This window comes from Microcystis sp. LE19-41.2A (assembly GCF_027530405.1).
Classification (GTDB): Bacteria; Cyanobacteriota; Cyanobacteriia; order Cyanobacteriales; family Microcystaceae; genus Microcystis; species Microcystis aeruginosa.
The window spans coordinates 25,832-47,835 of the sequence record NZ_JAPZQJ010000175.1 but is presented as its reverse complement, the minus strand read 5'-3'; the positions used below and the strand labels follow the sequence as shown (position 1 = coordinate 47,835).

20 protein-coding genes and 1 pseudogene are annotated in these 22,004 nt (G+C 45.1%); 7 read left to right on the top strand and 14 right to left on the bottom strand.

Going from position 1 to position 22,004, the window contains the following annotated elements:
* Positions 1-381: 381 nt before the first annotated feature.
* Both O9290_RS07760 and O9290_RS07755 read right to left on the bottom strand, forming a co-directional pair.
* Positions 382-1,890, bottom strand: a complete 1,509-nt coding sequence (locus O9290_RS07760) for a serine/threonine-protein kinase (protein ID WP_288026851.1) — start codon at positions 1,888-1,890, stop codon at positions 382-384.
* A 234-nt stretch (positions 1,891-2,124) separates the two neighbouring features.
* Positions 2,125-2,304: pseudogene (locus O9290_RS07755) on the bottom strand (DUF433 domain-containing protein); the annotation flags it as partial.
* 479 nt (positions 2,305-2,783) lie between these two features.
* On the opposite strand from O9290_RS07755, the gene O9290_RS07750 reads away from it, so the two are divergent.
* Complete coding sequence (locus O9290_RS07750; protein ID WP_288086878.1) at positions 2,784-3,002, top strand: hypothetical protein; 219 nt, start codon at positions 2,784-2,786, stop codon at positions 3,000-3,002.
* A gap of 114 nt (positions 3,003-3,116) precedes the next feature.
* Here O9290_RS07750 and O9290_RS07745 read toward each other — a convergent pair whose 3' ends face one another.
* Complete coding sequence (locus O9290_RS07745; protein ID WP_288086877.1) at positions 3,117-3,467, bottom strand: hypothetical protein; 351 nt, start codon at positions 3,465-3,467, stop codon at positions 3,117-3,119.
* A gap of 322 nt (positions 3,468-3,789) precedes the next feature.
* Here O9290_RS07745 and O9290_RS07740 point away from each other — a divergent pair, with 322 nt between their 5' ends.
* Positions 3,790-3,981: a hypothetical protein gene (locus O9290_RS07740; protein WP_045356703.1), complete on the top strand. Its 192-nt coding sequence runs from the start codon at positions 3,790-3,792 to the stop codon at positions 3,979-3,981.
* A gap of 94 nt (positions 3,982-4,075) precedes the next feature.
* Here the strand turns inward: O9290_RS07740 and O9290_RS07735 are convergent, their stop codons facing one another.
* The 3 genes from O9290_RS07735 to O9290_RS07725 all read right to left on the bottom strand — a co-directional run bounded on the left by O9290_RS07735 (position 4,076) and on the right by O9290_RS07725 (position 5,399).
* Positions 4,076-4,273: a hypothetical protein gene (locus O9290_RS07735; protein WP_288086876.1), complete on the bottom strand. Its 198-nt coding sequence runs from the start codon at positions 4,271-4,273 to the stop codon at positions 4,076-4,078.
* A 2-nt stretch (positions 4,274-4,275) separates the two neighbouring features.
* The gene (locus tag O9290_RS07730; protein ID WP_288086874.1) at positions 4,276-4,890 is read right to left on the bottom strand and encodes a hypothetical protein; all 615 of its coding nucleotides are present in this window, start codon (positions 4,888-4,890) and stop codon (positions 4,276-4,278) included.
* Between the two features lie 197 nt (positions 4,891-5,087).
* Entirely contained in the window at positions 5,088-5,399 is a 312-nt protein-coding gene (locus O9290_RS07725) for a helix-turn-helix domain-containing protein (protein WP_288086873.1), read from the bottom strand.
* A gap of 125 nt (positions 5,400-5,524) precedes the next feature.
* On the opposite strand from O9290_RS07725, the gene O9290_RS07720 reads away from it, so the two are divergent.
* The 4 genes from O9290_RS07720 (at position 5,525) to O9290_RS07705 (ending at position 9,043) form a co-directional block, all read left to right on the top strand.
* A complete protein-coding gene (locus O9290_RS07720; RefSeq protein WP_288086871.1) occupies positions 5,525-6,604 on the top strand; it encodes a hypothetical protein in 1,080 nt (359 codons plus the stop codon).
* Positions 6,605-7,130: 526 nt separating this feature from the next.
* Positions 7,131-7,706 (top strand): TerD family protein, encoded by a 576-nt coding sequence (locus O9290_RS07715; protein WP_002760098.1) that lies wholly within the window; start codon positions 7,131-7,133, stop codon positions 7,704-7,706.
* Between the two features lie 14 nt (positions 7,707-7,720).
* The gene (locus tag O9290_RS07710; protein ID WP_002760097.1) at positions 7,721-8,323 is read left to right on the top strand and encodes a TerD family protein; all 603 of its coding nucleotides are present in this window, start codon (positions 7,721-7,723) and stop codon (positions 8,321-8,323) included.
* Positions 8,324-8,335: 12 nt separating this feature from the next.
* Positions 8,336-9,043 carry a matrixin family metalloprotease gene (locus O9290_RS07705; RefSeq protein WP_287768043.1) on the top strand — a complete coding sequence of 236 codons (708 nt, stop codon included), beginning with the start codon at positions 8,336-8,338 and terminating at the stop codon, positions 9,041-9,043.
* A 352-nt stretch (positions 9,044-9,395) separates the two neighbouring features.
* Here O9290_RS07705 and O9290_RS07700 read toward each other — a convergent pair whose 3' ends face one another.
* The 6 genes from O9290_RS07700 to O9290_RS07675 all read right to left on the bottom strand — a co-directional run bounded on the left by O9290_RS07700 (position 9,396) and on the right by O9290_RS07675 (position 16,393).
* A complete protein-coding gene (locus O9290_RS07700; RefSeq protein WP_184891208.1) occupies positions 9,396-9,572 on the bottom strand; it encodes a hypothetical protein in 177 nt (58 codons plus the stop codon).
* Between the two features lie 564 nt (positions 9,573-10,136).
* The gene (locus O9290_RS07695) at positions 10,137-11,873 is read right to left on the bottom strand and encodes an IS1634 family transposase (protein ID WP_288086869.1); all 1,737 of its coding nucleotides are present in this window, start codon (positions 11,871-11,873) and stop codon (positions 10,137-10,139) included.
* A gap of 317 nt (positions 11,874-12,190) precedes the next feature.
* Entirely contained in the window at positions 12,191-12,844 is a 654-nt protein-coding gene (locus tag O9290_RS07690; protein WP_288086868.1) for a TolC family protein, read from the bottom strand.
* Positions 12,777-14,282 (bottom strand): hypothetical protein, encoded by a 1,506-nt coding sequence (locus tag O9290_RS07685; RefSeq protein ID WP_288086867.1) that lies wholly within the window; start codon positions 14,280-14,282, stop codon positions 12,777-12,779. Before O9290_RS07685 ends, O9290_RS07690 begins: the two co-directional genes overlap by 68 nt.
* Positions 14,275-15,372 carry an ATP-binding protein gene (locus tag O9290_RS07680; RefSeq protein ID WP_288086865.1) on the bottom strand — a complete coding sequence of 366 codons (1,098 nt, stop codon included), beginning with the start codon at positions 15,370-15,372 and terminating at the stop codon, positions 14,275-14,277. The genes O9290_RS07685 and O9290_RS07680 overlap by 8 nt, the downstream gene beginning before the upstream one ends.
* Positions 15,362-16,393: a metal-dependent hydrolase gene (locus O9290_RS07675; protein WP_288086863.1), complete on the bottom strand. Its 1,032-nt coding sequence runs from the start codon at positions 16,391-16,393 to the stop codon at positions 15,362-15,364. Before O9290_RS07675 ends, O9290_RS07680 begins: the two co-directional genes overlap by 11 nt.
* Positions 16,394-17,250: 857 nt before the next feature.
* On the opposite strand from O9290_RS07675, the gene O9290_RS07670 reads away from it, so the two are divergent.
* The gene (locus tag O9290_RS07670) at positions 17,251-20,133 is read left to right on the top strand and encodes a plasmid replication protein, CyRepA1 family (protein WP_288086862.1); all 2,883 of its coding nucleotides are present in this window, start codon (positions 17,251-17,253) and stop codon (positions 20,131-20,133) included.
* Between the two features lie 175 nt (positions 20,134-20,308).
* Here O9290_RS07670 and O9290_RS07665 read toward each other — a convergent pair whose 3' ends face one another.
* Together O9290_RS07665 and O9290_RS07660 are read right to left on the bottom strand one after the other, a co-directional pair.
* Positions 20,309-20,959, bottom strand: a complete 651-nt coding sequence (locus O9290_RS07665) for a Uma2 family endonuclease (RefSeq protein ID WP_288086860.1) — start codon at positions 20,957-20,959, stop codon at positions 20,309-20,311.
* Between the two features lie 78 nt (positions 20,960-21,037).
* Positions 21,038-21,970, bottom strand: coding sequence for an ATP-binding protein (locus tag O9290_RS07660; RefSeq protein ID WP_288086859.1), 933 nt, complete (start codon positions 21,968-21,970; stop codon positions 21,038-21,040).
* Positions 21,971-22,004: the final 34 nt, after the last annotated feature.

Genomic DNA, 22,004 nt, shown 5'->3' with positions numbered 1-22,004 from the left:
TGAAATGGGGCGAAAGTCTGTGGACTCTGTGTAAGACAGTACATGGTTTTTTAACTGTGGTATGCGACGGTGGTGGAAGCAGAAACTTAAATCGTGAGGTTTAGGAATCGCCGCACTTTTAGGGCGGCGAGGATGTCAATACTTGATCTCCTGTAGATTTCTGCACTATCTACAAAAATAGTACCCAACTTATAATACAGAAGTAGGCATTGGGAATGGATGATGGCTAATAGCGAAAGTGAAGAGCGGCAGATAGCTTTGGCAATATACACAAATATTAGTCCCGTCCGCTGTCCGCTCGACTGCGCTGTTATGGGGCATATTCATCGATTACCCCAAAATTACATCCGTTTCAGCAACTCATCATACCCCCCTGATTTTTTAGGGCTGCCCGGCCAGTTCTGACTCTAATTTGGCCAGAATCTGGGGTTTAAGTTGCTCGATTTTCTGTTTTAACATCCGCTTGCTAATTTGCGGGTTGCCACCCTGGCCCGATTGACTATCTGTCACCCATTGCTGCAAAATTTGGCATTGATTGGCGGGAATATTAGCGTTGATCACATTTTCACAGATGTTGCTGCCTTCGAGGGGGAAAAATAAAATCCAGTATTGACCGGCTTCGGCGAGGGTTTTGGTCATTTTTTGACCTTGAGGGGTTTTTAAGTCCAAATAACAAGGCAACCAGCGGGGGCCCCATTGACGATGATAGAGGACAGTAATCCAGAGAATCATCGGGTGAGGTGTGGGTAAAAAGAGGAATTGATTATAACGGACACTAGCAACCCGGACGGCGATATCTTCTCGATCCAACATTACCCATAAACCGGGAAAAACGCCGTCAGCAGCCTGGAGACAGCGTGAGAAGACAATTTTTTGGCGCGGTTTATCCTCGGGCCAACTGGACTTGACACAGATATCCCTCGCATTAGCAGCAGAAACAATGGTTTGATTTAAATCACGAGGGGTTTTGATTTTGCGGGTGTAATCGTCGGTTTTTTTGACGATTTCATTTTTGACTAGGGGTTCAAGTCGTTCGAGACGTTGTAGTATATCTGTAACACTTGAAGGGCGATCGCTGGGTGCTTTGGCCAAGCAGCGCAGGATTAACTGTTCTAATTCTGGCGGTAATTGCAAGCTAGAATTAAAGGAACGGGGTTCGGCGTAGTGGTGAACCTCATACCAACCGCCAAAGGAGGGATTATCGGGAAAAACGGGCGTTTCTCCCGTGATCATCTCGTACATCATAATCCCAAAACTGTAGATATCGGAACGATGATCGAGTTCTTTACCTTCCATCTGTTCCGGGGAACAATAGGCTAAGGTTCCCATAAACGATTGGGTTTGGGATTCTCCCGATTGGATGAGTTTAGCGATGCCAAAATCGAGAATTTTCACCAATTCCCCTAATCCTGAGTCCTGAATCACCATAATATTGCTTGGTTTGATGTCCCGGTGAATAATCGGACACATCTCCCCTTGGAAGATAATACCCTTATGGGCGCATTCCAGGCCGAAACAAATCTGACGGGTGAGATTGAGAAAGCGCGGGAGGGGCAGCGGCTGATGTTTGATGATTTCACTCATGCTCTCCCCCGGCAAAAATTCCATGACGTAGAAGGGGACTTCCTTGTCATCTACACCATAATCACGAACCTTAACAACATGAATACTTTTTTCGCCTAAAAGTGCCGAAATAGTCGCCTCTCGCTCGAAGCGCTCGCGCATTCTGTTGTTGAGGAGAGTTTGCGAGAGGAATTTGACGGCGACGGTTACGCCACCTAATAGTTTATCTTCTGCTCGATATACTTGTCCCATGGCACCGCTACCGATCAACTCGACCAGTTGGTATCGATTGGCAAGTAAGCTCCGATGTCTAGATTCTGCCGACATAGCTAGGCTACTGTGTGAATTATAGTGAGTCTGGTGGAGAGAGTTTTGGTTCTTCGTTACTTGGTCTGGTTCGAGCAGGGGGCATAAATCGACTAAATCCTTATCTGGCAAGAGACTTAATTGATTAGCTCGTTCTAGATCGAAAACAATTGGCAAAAATCGCAGCCATGTCTTTCTATATAAGGGTTTCATCCCTTATAACCCCCGTCCATTGCATAACAAAAACCGAAGAACCGCTAAATCTAAATGGGGATGTCCCATCCGGTTTAAAATTTCTTCAGGAGTCAGCCCTAATTTATACCAAGAAACGAGGCGGCGCACTGTCACTCCTGTCCCCGCAATTGTTGGTCTTCCTCCTCGAATTTTAGGAGAACGATCAATCAAAGTGCCAATTTCAATTGTCGTCGCATTCATGATCTAAAATTATTAAGTATTTCAGCCTTTTTATTGTATCACAAATTCATTCAAATCGACCCAATTAAAAATTCATCGACTAAAAACTTAATTTTCACGCCCTGACAGAATCTTGCTTTTGCGGTTTAATTCTTATCATTTTTTTCGTTGAGGAGAAGTAAGCGATAAGATATAATACTGAAAAAAACCAGCCTAGAATTTTCATGAATAAAGCAACTCTCCTATCAGAAATGATTATAGAAAAACTGCACGCTCTTACCCCGCAACAATAGCAAGAGATAATAAATTTTATTGAGTTCTTGCAATTTAAGGCACAGAAAACAGAAATTTCAGAGAAAGAAAAACCGATTTCATTTTCTGAAGCGGCCGAGGAATACATTGGTTGGATGGGAGGCCGGGAGATTTAGCCAGTAATAAAGACTATCTTCCAGTTATCGGCAGCAAATGAAGTCAAATATTTTTTAGATACGGGACTTTTAGTGGCAATAGTCAACCGTCGAGAAGCTTTTCACCAATGGGCAACTCAAGCAACTGCTAATTTGTCCTATCCATTCTTTAGCTGTGAAGCTGTCATTACCGAAGCGTGTTTTTTATTACAAAATGTTTATGGCAGTGAAGATGCTGTCATGGGATTAGTTATGAGTAAAAAGATTAACTCTTTTTACTCGGTACTTAAATGGTCTCCTCTCATCTTCTGATGTATCTAGTTAGTATTATTCGTTGGCAGCAAGATAATCCTCTATCAGTAGCTTAATAGATAACTTAAATTTTCTTTAGGGTGATCGAGCGACCGAGGAGAGAATGACTGGTTCTCAAAAATCCTCGAAAATCGGGGCTAGGGTCGAGCGAGACATTCCCGAATCTTCCTCTGTATCCTCTCGATCGATTAACCGTTTCAGGGTTTCAATTTCCCGGTTGAGACCGGCAACCGTCGCCGTCACCTCCTCGATTACTGTTCTCATTTCTTGTTCAACGATTCGTTTGACGATTTGTTCAATATCGTTCTCTTGGTCGGGAGAACATTGCAATCCCTTGCAGATGAGGTCGAGGGCGGTTTTTGTCTTGTCGAAACTGTCCCCCTTGGGAAAATGCCACCGTCCGTAACTCTCAAAGCGTTCGTTGATCGCGTCCGGAATCCTCACCCCGATGGATTTCGATCTCATGGTTCCACAATCCGTTAAACATTGTTTGACATTACCATTCTATCTTTTTGTTAAACAATGTTTGACGGTGATGATAGAATAGAAATAAAAATGACTGAAAATCTGATCGTCGTTACCTCATAGCCTGGAAAAAAAAAGGAGCTTAAAAGAGGAGAGAAACATCCAGCCGGACCCGCATTAAAACTGCTGTCTCTGGTGGAGAAAAAAGGTCTAAATGCGATTACTTAAGGGAAAAATTGCAGTTATTTCCCCTTATCTGACCGATAACTGAATTAAATAAGTATTTAAGGTTAATTTTCTAACTTTATCGGACAAGAAGATCATGGATATCGAAATTCCCCACAAGATTGCTGAAAACTTCGGACTTGACGAGAATTCAATCGTTGAACTCACAGAGAAGCCATGCAATCCAACGCTCGATCGATTGTTGGCCAGCATCCCAGAAGACTTTCCGTATCCAGAAGACATACTCGATTTTGTTGAAAGCGGGCCGGGTGGTAAGGAAATGATATGACGGGGTGAGGTGATCGGACGTTCGACAAAACGAACGTCTGAAGTCTCACGGCAACTGCGTGGTCGCAACCTTAAGCGTGATTATCGGGTGACGACTATTTTTTCGATAGAAAACCGACGGACACCCCGAAATGGAGATTACCGATGCCCAATCCCCAACCCGCTCCCGATAGGGGTTCACCTTTAAGAGAAATGGATATGACCCCACCAGATAACAAACCCGTGATCTGACAGATGAGAAACCAATGTAACAGACGACGGCGTTCTCGATCGATCGCACCCTGTAGGATCAAGGTTAGGTCATCTGTTCTGGTTCCTTCTTGGTACGTTGGATCAGCTTCTTTGCGATTAATTCTGGGGATTGATTGAGGGAATCTAGGGACTCCTCGACCACACGACCGGATTTTTCTACCTGTGAACTTAGACCGGGGACGCTGAAATTGCGTTCTTTCATATAGTTTACGGTCAGGTAGTTGAAAGCGACGAGATTCTGGGCGGCGGCAAACTGGGCGGCCTCATCCACACGACGAAAATTATCCTCTTGAATGTCCTCTAAGGGATTGGTATCAACGAAGATTTCTTCGGTATCGACGGAATCGTTTATGACTTTTTCACTCTCTCGCTGAACTAATCCCGTCTGGGCGTTAGTTACGGGGGAATTTTTCTCGGTTTTGGTCTGTTTATCAGCGATTTCGGGGGTAGCACTCGGAAAACCTTCGAGAGTACCCCATTTCTTATAGTAGGTGTTTAGGTCATCGAATATTTGCACCTGTTCATCACTGTAGTAGCTGTTTCGACCGTGTTTCTCGGCTTCCATGGCGTAACCCAAGCGGATCAGGTGCTGACGGCGTTCGTAAAACTGGGTTTTTCCTATTCGGTAGCGATCGGGTAAGGAGGCGGCTTTTTGCATAATTTTTCATCTCCGAGGGGTTAAGAATAAAAAATAAATACCGAATCGAGGGGACAAAAAGCTGGAATAGTTGAAGGGTATGCGGAACTAACGGATAAATCCAGTATAGTCCCTTAAAAAAAGGCTTCAATTGGAACCAAGAGAATTTCGGAAGTTATCGTCGGTTTAGTTCGGGGATTAAAAAGGCAAAATTAGGTTTACTTGTGACCGATTTCGGTGAGGAACCGATCGATCGGGTAATCCAAAGCGTCGAGAATCGCTCGGAGGGTAGCCGTGCCGACACTCTTGGCCGTTTGACTTTCTCCTGTTATCGCCTTGAAACCAGTCTCCAACTTTTGGATGTGCTGGGGTGAAATGTCCCGACCGGCATCCCTAATCTTATTTACCAACTTGTTTCGAGATAGTCCCTGTCCCTCCCGAATCTCCTTTAACTTCAATCCCGATTCCTCGGACCATGAGATAGTCTCGACCATCTCGACGGGAATCATCACCGCTTTCTTCTGTTTCACCACGTCCAAAACCTCTCAGAAAAACTATTGTTATCGTCTATTTTATCACTTATAATATTAATATCACTGGTTGAAAAAAACAAACTTTGCGACTGTAAATAGTAATGTAGTCGGGAGGTAACGGCGTGAGCATCTGGTCTCGCTCTCCGCAAATCTGGACAGCCTACGGGTTAGAGTGGCGTTTTGAGTACAATTCTTTTAGTGCCAAGCGCACCGTCAGTGCGAACGGTTTTGTCCTCGATATTCCCGTTAAGGCCACCACCAAGTTCGCCTCGCCCCGGGCGTGGCTGGATGATTGGGCTAAAAAGAACCGTAAACGGCTGCCACCCGAACCGGAAGGGGCGGTCAACTTAGAACTGGATCTATTTCCCCCGCAATCGGTACGGGTAGAGGTGGTCGATGACCTGACACCAGAAGAGGAACGTCAACGTCTGTTCTGGGAACGCAAGGTAGAAAGGGCTTTCTACGAAGCGGGAACAGCCTTGAAGGAATTGCGGGATAGACGACTGTACCGTTCTACCCACAAGACTTTTGAGGAGTACGTTCAAGACCGATTCGGGATGAAACAGTCGCGCTCGTACCAACTGATCGAGGCTACCGGTGTGGTTGACAATCTATTAGCAAAAGTTCCACCAATGGTGGAACTTTTGGGTGACTCTAGTGATAAAGTTCCACCATTGGTGGAAGTTCTACCGACGAATGAAAGACAAGTGCGCCCTTTGATCCAACTAGAACCAGACCAACAGAGAGAAGTGTGGCAGCAGGCGGTAGAAGCTGCTGGTGGTAAAGTGCCGTCTGGTCGCATCGTCAAGGATATTGTACAGCGCATCCGGGAGCGAACCAAAATTCCCATACCCTACCGGGTCGGTGATGTTTGCGAAATCCTGATCAAAGATAACCCCGAACTGAGAGGATTGGGTGGTTGTTGGTGTATCGTGATCGAGGTGAGAGAATTTTCCTGTCTGGTGCGGGCTTGGAACGGTGAATATACCGTTAGAGAGGAGAATTTAAGGGATTTGCAGTATTCCCCCGACCACCGGCAAAAGATGCAACAACTGAGCGATCGTCTGGTTCATCTCCGGTCGTTAGGGGAAGAGGAGACGGTGAGGGCTATTCTAGAAACGTTGGGTTCTTTGAAACGTCCCTACCTGAACCCTTGGGAAGAAAAGTTATTGGAGTTCTTGGAAGGATATAATGCCCGTTGATATAGAAGAAGATGGGCAAGCTTGGCATCGGGTTTCAGGGTTTACTAGGGATTTGAGAGTATGAGAAAAAGGCAAAGTTGGTCAACTTAACTTACTCCAAAAACTCTTTGGCTAAATTATCATTCCCCAAGAAGTTTAGGGAGCATCTCATTTATGCAAGTGAGTAATTATACTTGTCCCTAAAACTGGTTTCTAGCAAGGCTTTTAAAATAGCTTGACATAAAACCTGATTTAGGGGTTACAAAGGTGAGATGCTCCCGAAGTTTATAATGAAGTCACTACGGTAAATCATCGGGATGCTTCGGTTGTTCCTGCGGCTCAATATAACCACCATTTTCAGTTAAACCCTGCTCTCTATGTAAATTTTTGTTAATTTCTGTTGGTTTACACTTGACAAAAACAGGGGGGTAAAGTAATATTAGTCCTGGTTTATTTTGTGACCAACTAGGTCTTGACAAATCAGGAAAAATCCCTCCGACTTAACTGTAAAGTTCATTCAATACGCAATTGACCAGGAGAGTATTTTATGGCAGTTTCATTAACAAAAGGACAACGAGTATCGCTAGAAAAAGTTGCTCCTGGATTATCAGAAGTATTTGTAGGATTGGGATGGGATGTCAAAGCCACTGACACTGGATCGGACTTCGATCTAGATTCGTCGGTGTTTTTGTTGGGAGCTAATGAAAAGCTAATCTCAGATAAACACTTTATCTTCTACAACAATCTTTTCAGCCCTGATCCAAACAAATCAGTCCAACATACTGGGGATAACTTAACAGGACTTGGTGAAGGGGATGATGAAGTTATTAAAATTGACCTCAAGAAAGTACCAGAAGAAGTTAAGAAGATTGTTATTACAGTAACGATTCACGAGGCACAGCAACGTCGCCAAAACTTTGGACAAGTACAAAACGCTTTTGTACGTATCGTTAATGCTCAGAACAAACAAGAGGCTGTACGCTACGACTTAGTAGAAGACTATTCTATTGAAACCGCCCTAATCATGGCAGAACTCTATCGCAAAGATGGGCAATGGTCACTCAACGCGGTGGGTTCTGGCTATCAAGGAGGGCTGCAAGCATTGCTAGATCGTTATAGCTAAGGAAAGTTCAAATTATGGCCATCAATTTACAGAAAGGGCAACGTATTTCCCTGACAAAAGAGGCACCTGGTCTGAAAAAAATTATTTGTGGACTAGGATGGGATGTAGTGGAACAAACTGGGGGTGGCTTGTTCGGCGCATTTAGTAACAGACCGAACTACGACCTAGATGCTTCAGTAATCTGCTTGGGCAGTAACGGAAAAGTTGGAGACAAGGACGATATAGTTTATTTTGGCAATCTCAAGCATCGATCGGGAGGAATCACTCACTTAGGAGATAACTTGACGGGGGCAGGAGAGGGAGATGATGAGCAAATCATTGTTGATCTTTCCTTAGTGCCATCACGAATTACCAAACTGGTTTTTACAGTCAATATTTATGACTGTATAGCCAGAAAACAAGACTTTTTCCAAGTAAAAAACGCATTTGTACGATTAGTAGATATGTCTAACAACAAAGAGCTTGCTCGCTACAATCTATCAGGAAATGAATACAAAGGTGCTACGGGAATGATTATGGCAGAGTTATACCAACATAACGACGAGTGGAAGTTAGCTGCAATTGGAAATGGAGTTAGTGTCAACGGATTAGGAGAAATTGTCGGTTCTTATGCTTAGTAAAGGAAAGCTATGTCATCTTTATTTGAACGACTCGACTTAACTAAATACAACCGCAAGCTCAAACAATCTCTATCTCAGCGTATAGATCTCACTAGACCAATTAAACTCAGGTGTCAATCTTGTAGATTGCGCCTTCAAGCAGAATGGGAATTTTGTCCTAACTGCGGTTTTCCCTTGCGAAATTTTTCAGAAAAAAGTCGCCATTGTATTTGGATAGATATTTCAAATATGGCAGTCTTACCCGAATATCAAGAAACCATGAGTGCAATTTTTATGGAAGCTTTTTCCAGACTGTATGGTGCATTCAGAGGTGTTCAGGTTTTTCTTACTACAGAACCACCTAACAGTCAGGAATGGCAAGATAAATTTACTCATGTTTATGTATTTGCTGACAGTCAGCCAGTAGATTATTTAGGAGTAGCGAGCTTCTTATTAGGTAAAGTTACTGGTCATGCAATTATCAGAATCGATCAAGTTTTTTATGCTTCTTGTAGAGGCAATCTTAGTATTAGTAGTCTATCTAATTTAATTGCCAACACGATTGCTCATGAGATTGGTCATACCTTAGGTTTAGATCACTCTGAATTACCAACAGATGTCATGCACGATGGATTAGACTACACGACTCATGGTGCCATGCCCCCTTCATTTCACGCAGAGCAGATTAACCTGATGAACAGTGCTATTCGCAGATATAAGACTGAAGAACAATGTTAGTGAGATCACTTATATATTACGATCGCTTTTTTGGTTATAATAGACATCTCCAAAAATTTATAAGTCAGTCACAGCAAAGAATAGCGGCAGATTAGACCAATAGTCAAAATTAGCTCTAAAAACCGATTAATCAGAGTTTCAAGAGACAAAATCCAATTTTGACGGAAAACTATGGCTAATTATAACGTCAATTACTTCCCCTGATTGCTCCCTTTCTATTACTTCTGAAATTAGCCTACTAATTCTCAACCTTACTAAGCCACAAACAAGAAAGCTAGAAATTAATTCCACACAGAAACCAGAAAAGCAAAACGTGACGGGAAAGCTAACCTAGATTTCGCTTCCCCTTGTTCTATCGATCGCATCCCCTAGCGATTTTTTCCCAGTCGAACCGGCGATCGATACTGCTCCAAATGCAGTTGTTAGGGATATGGGCAGCGATCGCTGTCCGGTTAGTCGATGTGTTCGGCAATGATGCCAGTGCCACGGTTGAGGTGAGGTGGTAAATAGAAGTCGGTACAAATTTCATGAATAGCCGTACTCTTGAAGCATATCCAAAATTTCTGGGTCGTTCTCGTGTTGAAGAATTTGATTTACATCAAATAGCTTTATTAAACCAGATGTAATAACTGGACTTCCCCCATACAGAAATACTAAAAAATTAACAAAACCCTTACCGCAGGTCGCTTCTCAGAAAAAATTGAAAAGAGGCTACTGGGTACATTTTTCGCTTGAAAATGGCTGTACCGTTGACTGTATCTGGAGTAGAGCGATGACCTAGAGTTGGCTGTATAGTGATCGCTAACCTCATTGTAACAGATGGTGTCATTAATCTCTAGAGTCAGCGATTCCCTCTGTAGCCATGTTTTTGATGGTTTTCTGCCCCGAAACAAGCTATAATGGTCGAAAGGTCAAATTTGAAAATTTTTGCCTCAAACCCTATCAGCGTAAGGACTTCAGGATTTTGTGTCCAGTAGTCCATTAGTATTATACTGCTTTAACTCAGGCTCTGTAAGACTTTTGGCCATAGCTAGTATGTTTATACGGGGGAAGTCCAGCTGTAGGAGGGATTAAGAGAATTTCCGCCGCCCCGTTAGTGGGTACAAATCAGGGAAACCCCTAATAAATCTAACGCTTTTTGTTGCAGTTGGGTCGGTCGAGTTATCTTAGAAAAACGATAACTTCCCTCCCTAATCGTACATTCTACTGTATTCAAGCAAATTGTCCCCAGGTCTTCCAACAAAGTCCGAAAGCTATGCACAGGAAAGTTCTCTTGATTCCGTTTTTTTCTCTCTTTAGATTGCACCGATTCACTGCGACTCGCCTTAATCACATTCAGAGAACTATCATCAATTTCTTCATCCTCAAATAACAAAGGAGCCAAAGACTGTTTTAAATGCCATTCCACATAATAAGCCAACATACATAAAAAGATATGGGCTTTGACTCTATCACCCTTATAATGATAGATAGGACGTACCTTTAAATCAATTGACTTATAACAGCGAAATGCCTCCTCCACTTGAGACAAACTTTTATAAGCTTTAACCGTCGTCGCTGCATCCATCAAAGTTGACTCCAGAGAAGTTCTTAACACATACACACCATCTAAGGCCGTTTCTTGAGCGATTAATTCCAGCTTACGCTGATAAGAAAAGCCTTCTTCTGTTATCTCTAGGTTATAGTATTTATTGACCTTAAACTGATTAAGAATCTTGCCCACTCTCAAAGCTATCTTATCTTGACCCTTTAAAGCTCTTTTCTCCCTTTGAGTCGCCTGAACAATCAAATCTAGTTCCTTCTCTACCGCTTCTAATAATGCCTCTCTTTGTAGTTGATTTTTCTGGGCAATGAAGGGATTACGACAAGCAATTAATCTTTCATCGGGATAATCTTCACTCTCAAATTCCACCAAGTTTACCTGATCAAATAATCCTAATTGAATCACTTCTACCTCAGCCAATTTCCGAATTTGAGGCTTAGTTAAACCAGTAATATAGTCTAATCCTTCTATGGGTTTTACTAATTCGTTGATTTTCGAGTTGGTTAAAATTCCTCTATCGCTTACCCAGACAACATTCTCAATCCCCCAACCCTTTCTGACTTTCTCAATTTGTCCGCTTAAAGTAGCACCATCTGAGGTGTTTCCTTCAAATACTTCTACCGCTATCGGACAACCCTTGGCTGAACAGAGCAACCCAAAAACTATCTGAGTTTTCCCCTTCTTTTTATCTCGATTATAACCATATTTTCCCAGTTCACAACCATTTCCTTCTAGGTAGGTAGAAGTGACATCATACAAGACTAATGTTCCTGATTCTAAGTGTTTAATTGCTAGGTGCTTCTCAATTTTCTCTTGTTTTTCTAATAACCAATCTAAGGCGTTATATAATTCGTCTTCATCGGCTTTCTCTAAGTCTAACAATTGTCCTAAACTCTGACTGCCAGTCTCGCTATTAAACCCTCTCGCTGTGGCTAGTTTCGATTTAGGATTGATGATTCTTGCCACAATCATCGCCACCACTAAGTTTCTGATTCGTGAGGATTTTTCACTGATTATTTTATCTAAACCTAATTTTTTAATCGTCTCTAAAATAGCCATCACATGACCATGAGGAAGACTTCTAATCACTTCAAAATGATTGGGAATGCCTTCATTCATGGACAGTGTTGCCCCTTTAAGAGCCAGTTTCAGATTGTCGATAATATCATCGGGTAATTTTGAGAGATTGGCCAGGGTTCTTTTTTTGACTTGATCTCCTTCTCGGTAGGACTCCCGAAGAAGAACAGCGGGGGGGGAATTACGGTTAGGAACTTTTTCTATATACATGACCACTATTTTAGCAAATGGAGAGAATTCTTGTCCATTAAGAAATATTAAAAATTACATGGGTACATTAAGAAAAGTTAAGGGGGTGCATCCATTGATGGATAAGGGTTTTCGGCTATTATGGTATATATGTATGGGGGAAGTTCAGCTATATCACGCCCAAAAGCGTGTTAGCCATAGCATATTGCCAAAAACCTTGTTTAACTAAATTCCTGACAGTAAGTTAAAATAACGGAACTCTTGTAAAAGACTAGCGATGATTTCTAGTTCTGACCGCACTTCTCCACAAAAATTTACAATTTCACAATATCAACCCATTACCCAGTGGTTTCAGGAGCGGAAAACCCGGTCAGGGATAGAAGTTGTCGTTTAGCGGTTTCCCGTTCGAGACGGTAACGGTTCCACTGAATCTCTAACTGTTCTCGTTGGGCGATTCTTGTTAGATAGGTTTCGGTGGATGAACCGCCCAGACGGTAATCGATCTCGGTAATTCGGGTCAAGAGGTCGTGATTGGACAGTTGGGCTAATATCGCCCGTTCTCGATCGCCGGCGGTTTCGTAGGCGATCACCAGCGTTAAGACCTGTTCTCCCAGTTGAGAGCGTTTGGCAGCCCGTTGACGTTCCAATTCAGCCTTGGCCGCCTCTAGGTCGGCCGCCCTGATTTCGAGGTCGGTGATGGCCATCCTCTGTTGTTGTACCTGACCACCCCCAAAGATATTTTGCAGAATGGCGATCGGGTCGGTGGTGAGATAACCTGTCCATTGTCGGGCGTTGGCTTGGTCGATACGTTGTCCAGCCAACTGTAACCGGCGATCGATCAGGGCGATGCGCTCGTCGAGGGTCTGCAATTCAGGGGAACGTTCGATCGCCGCTTCGGTGAGGGTACGGAGACAATCGTTACCGCTATCGAGACAGGGAAGCGGAGCGGCCTGTAGGGGAGTCAACCCTTCGGCTTCGCTCAGGGTCAACATCAACAGTAAGCTCGACAGTGAGAAGGCGATCATCCTGACCCTGCCATTTAAGCCGTTTGACCGTTCCGGGGTAGGGAGCCTTAACCGTAGCCAATTGAACCAGTGCATCGTCGATCTCCTGTATTCTCGTCCTGATCACCGCTTTGTTGTATTCCCGTTCCTGAAGTTGTGCGGCGCGAACCGCCCTCTGTTTCTCCACTTCTAGTTGTTGGTTCTGAAGGGTGATCGCCCGTCGGTTTTCTTCTAGAGCCAATTGGTATTCTTCCTGAAGACGCTTTTCCTTGGCGGTTGATAAAGCGGCACGGGCGATTTCCAGTTGTATTTTTGCCTGTTCCCGTTCCGTTTCCATTTGGGAGAGTTTCGCCCGTTCATGCTCGATGATCGTCTCCACGGATCCCCCCTGGCCCCCTTGATAAGGGGGTAAAGGTTGAGAGTCGATAGTAACAAAAGTGGGTAGAGAAGCGACATTAACGGGATCCCCCCTTAATCCCCCCTTGATAAGGGGGGCAGAGGGAAGGGCTAGTAATTGAGAAATTTTCTGTTTTTGTTGGGTTATTTTAGTCTCTATCTGTTTGAATTCTCCCGTTTTCAGGGTAATATGAGCGATTTCTTGCCGGTAGGAAACGGGGGGAAGTTTATTTAATGTTGGGGGTGGTGAAGGTAAGGTGAGTTCGGGGAAGGGAATCTGTAACTTTTTTAGGGAGAGTTCCAACTGTTGACGTTGGGTTTGGAGTCGTTGTCTCTCGGTAATGCGATCGCTTAGTATCTGACCCGCAACGATCCGAGAACCTTGTTTGACCCGCAGATCTGCGGGGGTGGTAAGGGTCAATCGGATTTTGATCTCTCTCGGTACGTTGGAGTGGGTTTTTTTCGGAGAGGAGGGAATGGTAACAGGGGTAACAGGGGTAACAGGTGTAACGGGGGTGCTGGGGGTTTTTTGGGCGGTGGTGTAACTGCAACCGACTAGGGCGATGATGACGGCGGCGGCAACGGTCAGATAACGAAAGAAATCAGGACGGGGGGAATATAAGAGTTCTGGGACAATGGGGGAAGTATCGGCTTCTTTCAGGGCAACACTCTCGCTTGTTTTCTCGCTGTGTTTCTCGATTATGGGGACAATGGGGGAAGTATCGGCTTCTCTCAGGGTAAACACTGAACTTTGTCTAAGTGTTTTTTGAGAAGCGATCGTTTCCAAAACGGTCGGGGTTTCCAAGACAGTTGGAATTTCTAAAACGGTCGGGATTTCCGAGACGGTTTCTCCCGTGCGTTCGCGTTTCCAGCGACTAATCAGCTTGCGGGAACAACCCTTACCCGTTTTCTCCCGTACCAACGAGATCAGACCTTCGTAGGTCGTACCGGCTGGTGCGTCGTCAAGGATAGCGAAAACCGTCTCAGTGCGTCGCTGGTGGGGTTTTGACCTAGAAAGAGTGCTAACCATCTTCTACCCTCCGGTGATAAGGAAAGATACTGGTCATTTCTGCCTGTTTGCCGAAACGACATAGGGCGGTCAAGGGTACTAACTCGGCTACTTTCTTCTCGGCGAAACGGAATTTGGCGGCCACCCGTTTTACTTCCGATTGGTCCACTGGCAGAACGATCTTGGTAGAGGAGTTACCGATCACGTCGTCGCTGAGATGTCGTTCCGATTGGGATGCCAACACCAAACCCAGCCCGTATTTACGACCGTCGGCGATGATGCGGTCACAGGCCCGACTTTTCCGCAATTCCTTGGCCTCATCGATGAATAGGTAGGTACGGGGTAACTTCCCTTCGATTTCTCCCAAGAGGCGGTGTCGGTTCATCAATTGCCAGGCCAAGGATTCGGCGGCAATCGCCCCGATCTCCGGCGGTAATTTCGAGAGGTCGATGCGGATATGTTTCTCGGTGAAGTCGGGTTGGGGACGGCAGAAGACACCGTAGGTGAAGGTGGCTATCAGTTTCAGTTTCAGTTTTTGCGATTCCTTACAGCCGCTCTCGACCCGCGACTCGATCTCCTGCTGCAAATCGGTAAAATTGGGCGCTTCCCTTGTCCAACTCGTCGGTTGTTCTTGGCTGATACCCCGCCGGTTGTAACAAAATTGCAATATTTCCAACAGTAAACCCTCCTGATTGGGTCCCAACTGCAAAGAACGTTTGAGGGTGGTGGTGACAGCAATCGCCTGTAGATGGGGACCACCCCCTTCAGCATCGAGATTGACAATCAGGGGATTGATGCCGTGAGAACTGGCCATGTGCAGGGGATAACAAGTTTCACCGATAATCTCCTGATCACCGTGGAAATCGATGATAAATAACTGAATATCGGGATAGGTCTGTCGGAGAGAATAGGCAATCGCTTTGAGGGTCTGGGTTTTGCCACTACCGGATGCACCGATGGCGACGATGTGACCGTTGGGGAGATGACCCGGATTCCAATAACAGTTATCCCCCAGAAGGATGCCAGACGGTGGCGATGATTCGTCCGATAGGGGAGAATTGGGGGCCCGTAAAACGGCGTTGGGTAGTGGTTTCTGCTGTTTATTGAACATTTATGATCCTAGCGATGAGATGACCTGAAACGCTGTATTCTCCCAATTTGTTGATCGCATACTGGGGACTAGCGGCGGTAAGTCGGGCGTAGGCGATGTTACCCGGTTGTAGGGTAATAGTATCGAAACGGTCGGCTTGACTGGGCAAACTCAGACCCGAACCATCGGCAATGGTCAGCGTTCCCGTTAAATATACCCTTCCCGTTAAATTAGCGAGCCTATCTAAATATTCATCTTCCAAGAAGATATTTTCGATCTTTACTTGGACTGGTGCGACCCGTTCCACCCGAAGGCGGGAGGCGATGATCTGAGATTCCTGACTCGAACCCAGTCGGTACACCGTTCCCCCTTCGTCCTTGACCAGCAGATCGCTAACGGTCAACGGTTCGATTACCTCGTAGGTGGCATCCACCGGCTGTTCGGTAATGGCATTTCTCCCTTGAACCCTAACCCGCAACAGATAGCGGGAAGCATCCTCGTTCACCGTCTCGATCGCTCCCGACGGCAAACCCAATGCCTGATTGAACCCGCGAATCAGACCACCACCACTGTTGATAGAAATACTCAGAACCGAGACGACCACAAGAATAAACAGCAGGAACCACTCTGCATTACTGCCCGTGGCCAACCTCAAACGGGGATTTCTGGGGATGATCATCCTTCCCCGACCGGGATAAAACGCCTGCACTCCCGACTTAGTAAAAACATCGGCAAACCAGCCGAAAAAGTAACCGAGAATCAGACCGTACCAGAGTTGACTATAACCCAGTAGGGACAGGGGATAAGCCGCAAGGGTGACGACACCTGAAGCGAAGAAACTGTGGGTTATGCCCCGATGAACCGTTCTCTTTTCTAGCCAACCACTGACGGGAAACAAGAGCCTTCCGATCGAGCTTTTGCCCGTGTCAATATCTGGCAACAAGGCCGCCATCGCCGCTATGCCCAATATCTCCGGATTGGCGGTTCCCAACGTTATACTCGTCAAAGCTACCGAAAAGGCTATATGAGTGACGCTCATCATATAAATTATGAATTATAAATTATGAATTATAAATTGTGAATTATAGATTACAAATTATAGTTTATCAGTTCTGAATTGGGAAGTGAGAATTGTAAATTATAATTAAATTATCGAGCGGCAAAGGTTGGTTTTTGGCTGTGATCGGTAATAGGTAAACTGACAACTACGATAAGTAGTCATGCAAAATAAATTTCCTAGTGAAGACAGGCAAGAGGCAATAGGCAAGAGGCAAAAGCTTTATCGAAATGTGTAATTAATTTTGCTTAGGTACTTAACTGATAACCCGACCGAATCTAAAACCCAAAGTTAACCGTTTAATTCACCCAGTTTCTCAACCTTTTTTTCCGTGGGCTGATTGCCAGATTTTTTCTGGAAGACCTTGCCTTGAGAAGCCGATCTGTCAAGCGACGATCTCACCCTTTGCTTCTAATTTAGAACATTTGTACGACCAGTTGAGCCAGTGAAAAGTCTTGAGGTTTACGGTGGTGAGGTCTCAAGTTCGGGAAAAGAATTAGAACGGGTGTTTTCTCGGCAGCCAGCTGATAGGCAACTCATCCCGAAACATTGACGGTATAATCGATATAGCTTAGGGACTTTCTCTTGATCAGTAAAAACCCCCAACGTTTGGAGACGCAGGGGGACCAAAAACATTAAATACAATTAAATGTTAACTAAAAATGGGCTATTGTGCAGCACATCTGCCGTTGTCAAGCCTTTTTCTTCCCCCCGCAATTGTAGCTCAACCCCTTTACTAGAGCGGACTATAGCCGAAAAAAACTTATTTTTGATTTTTTCGACAAATGGATATCATGGGACTACTCCCCTAACCCTCTATCGGGAAATGATGGGAGGCCACCATGTTTAAAGCCTATCTCTCTGAAATCAGACAAGAATTTTTAGAAGGTAGTGCGATCGCTCTTGACGTATTCGACACGGCGATCGAGATTATTCCGGACATACTAATCGATGACGTTACCCGCGAGGTTTTGGGAACTCCGATCGCCGATCTTCTAGGGTATCGCTACACCCGGTTTACCGATCAGGCTAAACCAAACCTTTTAGCGGCCGTATTCCGGCAAGAAACCGGTGAGGCCTGGCAACTTAAGATTTTTGGGGATGCCCAGGACGGGAAAAAATCAGGCCAATACTTGGCCCCAAAAGGAATAGGTGATAAGGCCTACTTTTCCCCTGTTCCCGATCGCATTGCCAGAGCGATCGCACAATCCCATAATCTGACCCCGCCGGGTAAGGATGAGACTTTCTGGGAATGGTTTCTCGATCATCCTGAAATACCCCTAGCCCTGACAGAAGGGGGGAAAAAAGCCTTGTCAGTCGTCTCCCTTAACCAACCGGCGATTAGCTTATACGGCTGCCAATGCGGGGCAAAAAATAAGGATGAGAATGGAATAGATAAACCGTTATTTTTGCTCCCTGAATTGCAGCTTTATGTCAAAGGGAGACGGGTTAACATAGCCTTTGACCGCGACTTGAAACCCTCAACCATTAAAAAGGTTGAGTCTGGAATTTATAAGCTGGCGATCGCTATCAAAAAGGCTGGCGGGCATCCTCATGTTGCTGTCTGGGACCCAAAAAACGGAAAAGGGATCGATGATATTCATGCCAAAAAAGGCCGGGAATATGCCCTAGAAATACTCGATAACGCTATTCCTTTTGATACTTGGAAGGGAAAAAATAAGAGAGATATATCGGATATAGTCAATATATCGCTTAATCAGCAGTTTTTAACCCTAGAAGACCTTAAAATCCCTGAAAATGCTCAAATTATCTGCATTAAATCAGGGAAAGGAACGGGAAAAACCGAGATATTACGAGCGATCGCAGAGCGGGCAAGCTCTCAAGGAATAGCGGTTCTCCCTATCGGCCATCGGGTTAAATTGCTATCGGAATTATGCCAACGCTTGGGGATCGACTACAGAACTGATAAAAGCGATACCAAAAGCTATCTAGGCTATGCTTTATGCTTTAATAGCTTACATTCTCAAGCTAACCCACCATTTAAGCCTGAAAATTGGCACGGTGCTTATATTCCTTTAGATGAGATTGAACAATCATTAGACTACCTGCTTAATAGCTCCCTTGACGGCTTGAAACGTTATCGGGTAGCTATCCTAGAGACTTTCAGGGATTTACTCAGGGAAGCGATCGCTGGCGGTGGGAAAATTATTTTATGCGATGCTTATTTAACTAAGCGATCAATCATTTTTATTCAGAAGCTTCTAGGGATACCAGTAGAGAGTTGGATAGTACAAAATACCTATATCAGGGAAACTCCTCGATCACTGGCAGTCTATGAGTCTAAAGCCAAAATGCTGGCCGTATTGCTGGACCACATCCACAAGGGAGGCCGTCCCTACATCATCACCGGCTCCCAAACGGCCGCATCTAAGACCAGTAGTAAAAACTTGCAAACGATCATTTCTCAACATTGTCCAGTCAGAAAACCTGTAGCGATCGACTCCGAGACAACAGCCGAACCCAATCATAAAGCCTACAGGATAGAAGACAACCTTAAAGAATTGCTCCAAGAGATCGACATTCCCATAGTTAGCCCGATTTTAGAAACTGGGATAAGCATCGACCGTAGCGATTTTGATTCTGTTTGGTGTTTTTCTTCGGGTAGTCAGTCGGTCGATGGAGTCTGTCAGGCAATTGATCGGGTTCGTTCCGACGTTCCGAGACATTTATTCGCTCCCAAAACTCATGCGAATTTCACTGGGAACGGCAGTTCTAACGCTAGGGACTTGTTAAGAGGTGAAAAACGAAAAGCGACCGTTATTTTCAAGGAATTAAGCGACCTTGATCATATTTCCTTGTTTGAGGGGGAAAATGCCATTCTCATCGCAACTTGGGTCGATTATGCGATAACCTGTAATAGCGAAGCATGGCGATATAGGGATGCCATTGTAGAACGACTACTCGGCGAAGGCTATCAATTCCCCGTCGGCGACAATCCCGATGACGACCCCACGATAACGGATGAAGTATCTTTAATGATGACCCTAACAAGAGAGGAAGCCCTCGAAACGGAACGAGAAATGATCGCCGCCGCCCCTAACCCTAGCGATGATGAACTGGAAAAATTGAGTAATCTAAGCGATCGCACTGCCGATCAGCGCTATCAGCTAAGAAAAGGGCAATTATGCCGGCGATACCTTACGGAAAACATTACCACTACCCACATCAAAAGGGACTCAGAAGGATGGTTTAGCGAATTAAGCCTTCATTATTACCTGACCGTTGGAAAACCCTTTATAAAGCACAAAGAACAGAAAAGAATGGAGAAATTAGGAAAGAACTCGGACGGTCGTGTTTTTCTTCCCGATTTCACTAAAAGCTTAATCCCTGCCTTGTTAGTTTTAGAAATTATCAGAATTCCAGAGTTTTTAGATGCCGATCAAACGTTCGCCAATGAAGACTTACAAGAATGGTACGAAACCTTAGTTATCCCCTACAAAAAGGATATTAGAACCTGCTTAGGAATAACCATAGGCGAAAAGGATACTCCTATCAGATTCTTACAACGAGTGCTAGGGAAGTTCGGGCTTAAACTTTCCTGCTGTGGTCGGTTAGGGTCAAGACTCGATCGCCGTCGGGTTTACAGTTTGGCAGGGCTAAACCTTGACGGACGCAACGAGATTTTTAGTCGGTGGTTAGAACGGGACAATAAGGGCGTGTCCACGGAGTCTATAAATTATGTTGATACTTCTGCGGCCGCCTAAAAAAAGCTTAATTGCCCTATTTAAGGTTTAGCAACCAGAAATAGGTTGGTGACACTAGCTTTTGTCCAACGGTAAGTTCGCGTATCACACACATCTGATTTTCCGCTTACTTAACACAAAGCCGTCCTAAAAGGGGCAGGCTTTAAACCCAATTTTTCGATAAATCTCTGGCTTTTTATCCACCAGCCCTTAACACTTGTTCGGCCGTTAATTTCAGCACCGGGAAAATGGTGGAAGTTATAGTCTGATTGCCTCGAAACTGCTGAATTTCATATTCTCCATCCACTAGCGTACAGATGGATAGAGTGGGCTGTTTGGGCTTACCAATATGTCGAGTCCCGCCCAATCCTGCATAATCGGCAATCCAATATTCAGGAATGCCTAAAACGGCGTAATCTTCAACTTTGCGGGCATAATCGTTTTGCCAGTTGCTACTGACAACTTCCGCCACAAATTTAATCGAACTCCCCAGCGTTAGAATCGACTGGTTAGACCAAAGTAGTTCTTTGCTAAGTTCATCTCGATCCACAACCGCAACGTCAGGTCGAAATGCCGTCATACTAAGGTGGGAAGGACGCAATAATCCCCGTTGAAGAACAAACCAGGGTAAATTTGTTTTATCGATCTGGACACAGACCTTTGTGGTAATGCAAGCCGCGACTTCTTCATGCAAACCCGTCGGTTCCAAATCGAACACCTCTCCATCGATTAGTTCGTAGCGATTATCGTCACCGTACCCTTCGACGTAGCTCAGGGCAAATCGAGCGAGAAACTCGTCAAAGCTGAGTTGCTTTTGTTCTATTGGTTGGTCGATCGCAATGGTCATAGGTCAGTTGATTAAGCTCAACTCTTTCAGTTTAGCGGAACTATATGTGACAGACCAAACTACTAAGGTAGGATGAAGTCAGCGTCCCAAACGGTTAGACTGTCGGGGTAACGAATAAATCATCAACCTGACGATTCCCACCGCCACGGTCAGTATCCCGCCGATCAGATAAAGACTGGTGTTATTGAAACCGAGTCCCAAGAATCTGAGAATCATAAAACCCATGAGAACAGCGATTAGTAGGGGAGTACCGTCGATCCACTGAGTATGGTCGTAATTATTACCCTCCAATCCTAAATATTCCTCTTTGACCACCCGTTTCGCTAACATGGGATTACCGATCGCCCGTTGTTGCCAATCGGCCAGTTTACCCGGTGTCACCTGCAATCCCAAATCGTTTGCTTCCCCTTCCATGATTTCGCGGATCGCCTTTTCTGGTAAAGCTTCCAATTCGATGCGGGGAAGCTTCAAAAAAATATCTCGGGCCGGGGGGTAAGTAGCCAACAATAATATCGGCTGTCCCTGTAAATGCAGTTTTTCCAACCAACAACGCAGGGAAACGGGGAACCTGTGGGCATTGTCCATGACCAGAAAAGCGACGTTACCCTCTAACCATTCGGCGATGGTTTCCTGTAACTGTTGTGCCGTCATCGGTTTGCCCTCTAGCGTCTCCGTATCTACCTCCAAATCCCCGGCGATTTCCAGAAGCATCTGTTTGACCGTGCCGATGGCAGGGGCGGCCACCGGAAACCCCCGCCCCCACAAGTCCTCGATCACCCGCTCCGCTAAAAAGGTCTTTCCCGCACCAGCTTCCCCCACCACCAACAAACTGGCATTGGCTAGTAGGGCGGCCACCACCCGCTCTTTTTCTGCTCGTCTATAGCAGGGGATTGAAAGGGAATCATCAACGGAACGGATCGACAAAGACTGACGCTCACCGTCCGCTCCAACCCCGTAGGTATAGACCCGCTCCTCCCCGTTAGCCAATCTCCTTCTGTGTCGCTCGATCATCGTTCCGATTCCCAGTTCCCTTTCTTAACTATAG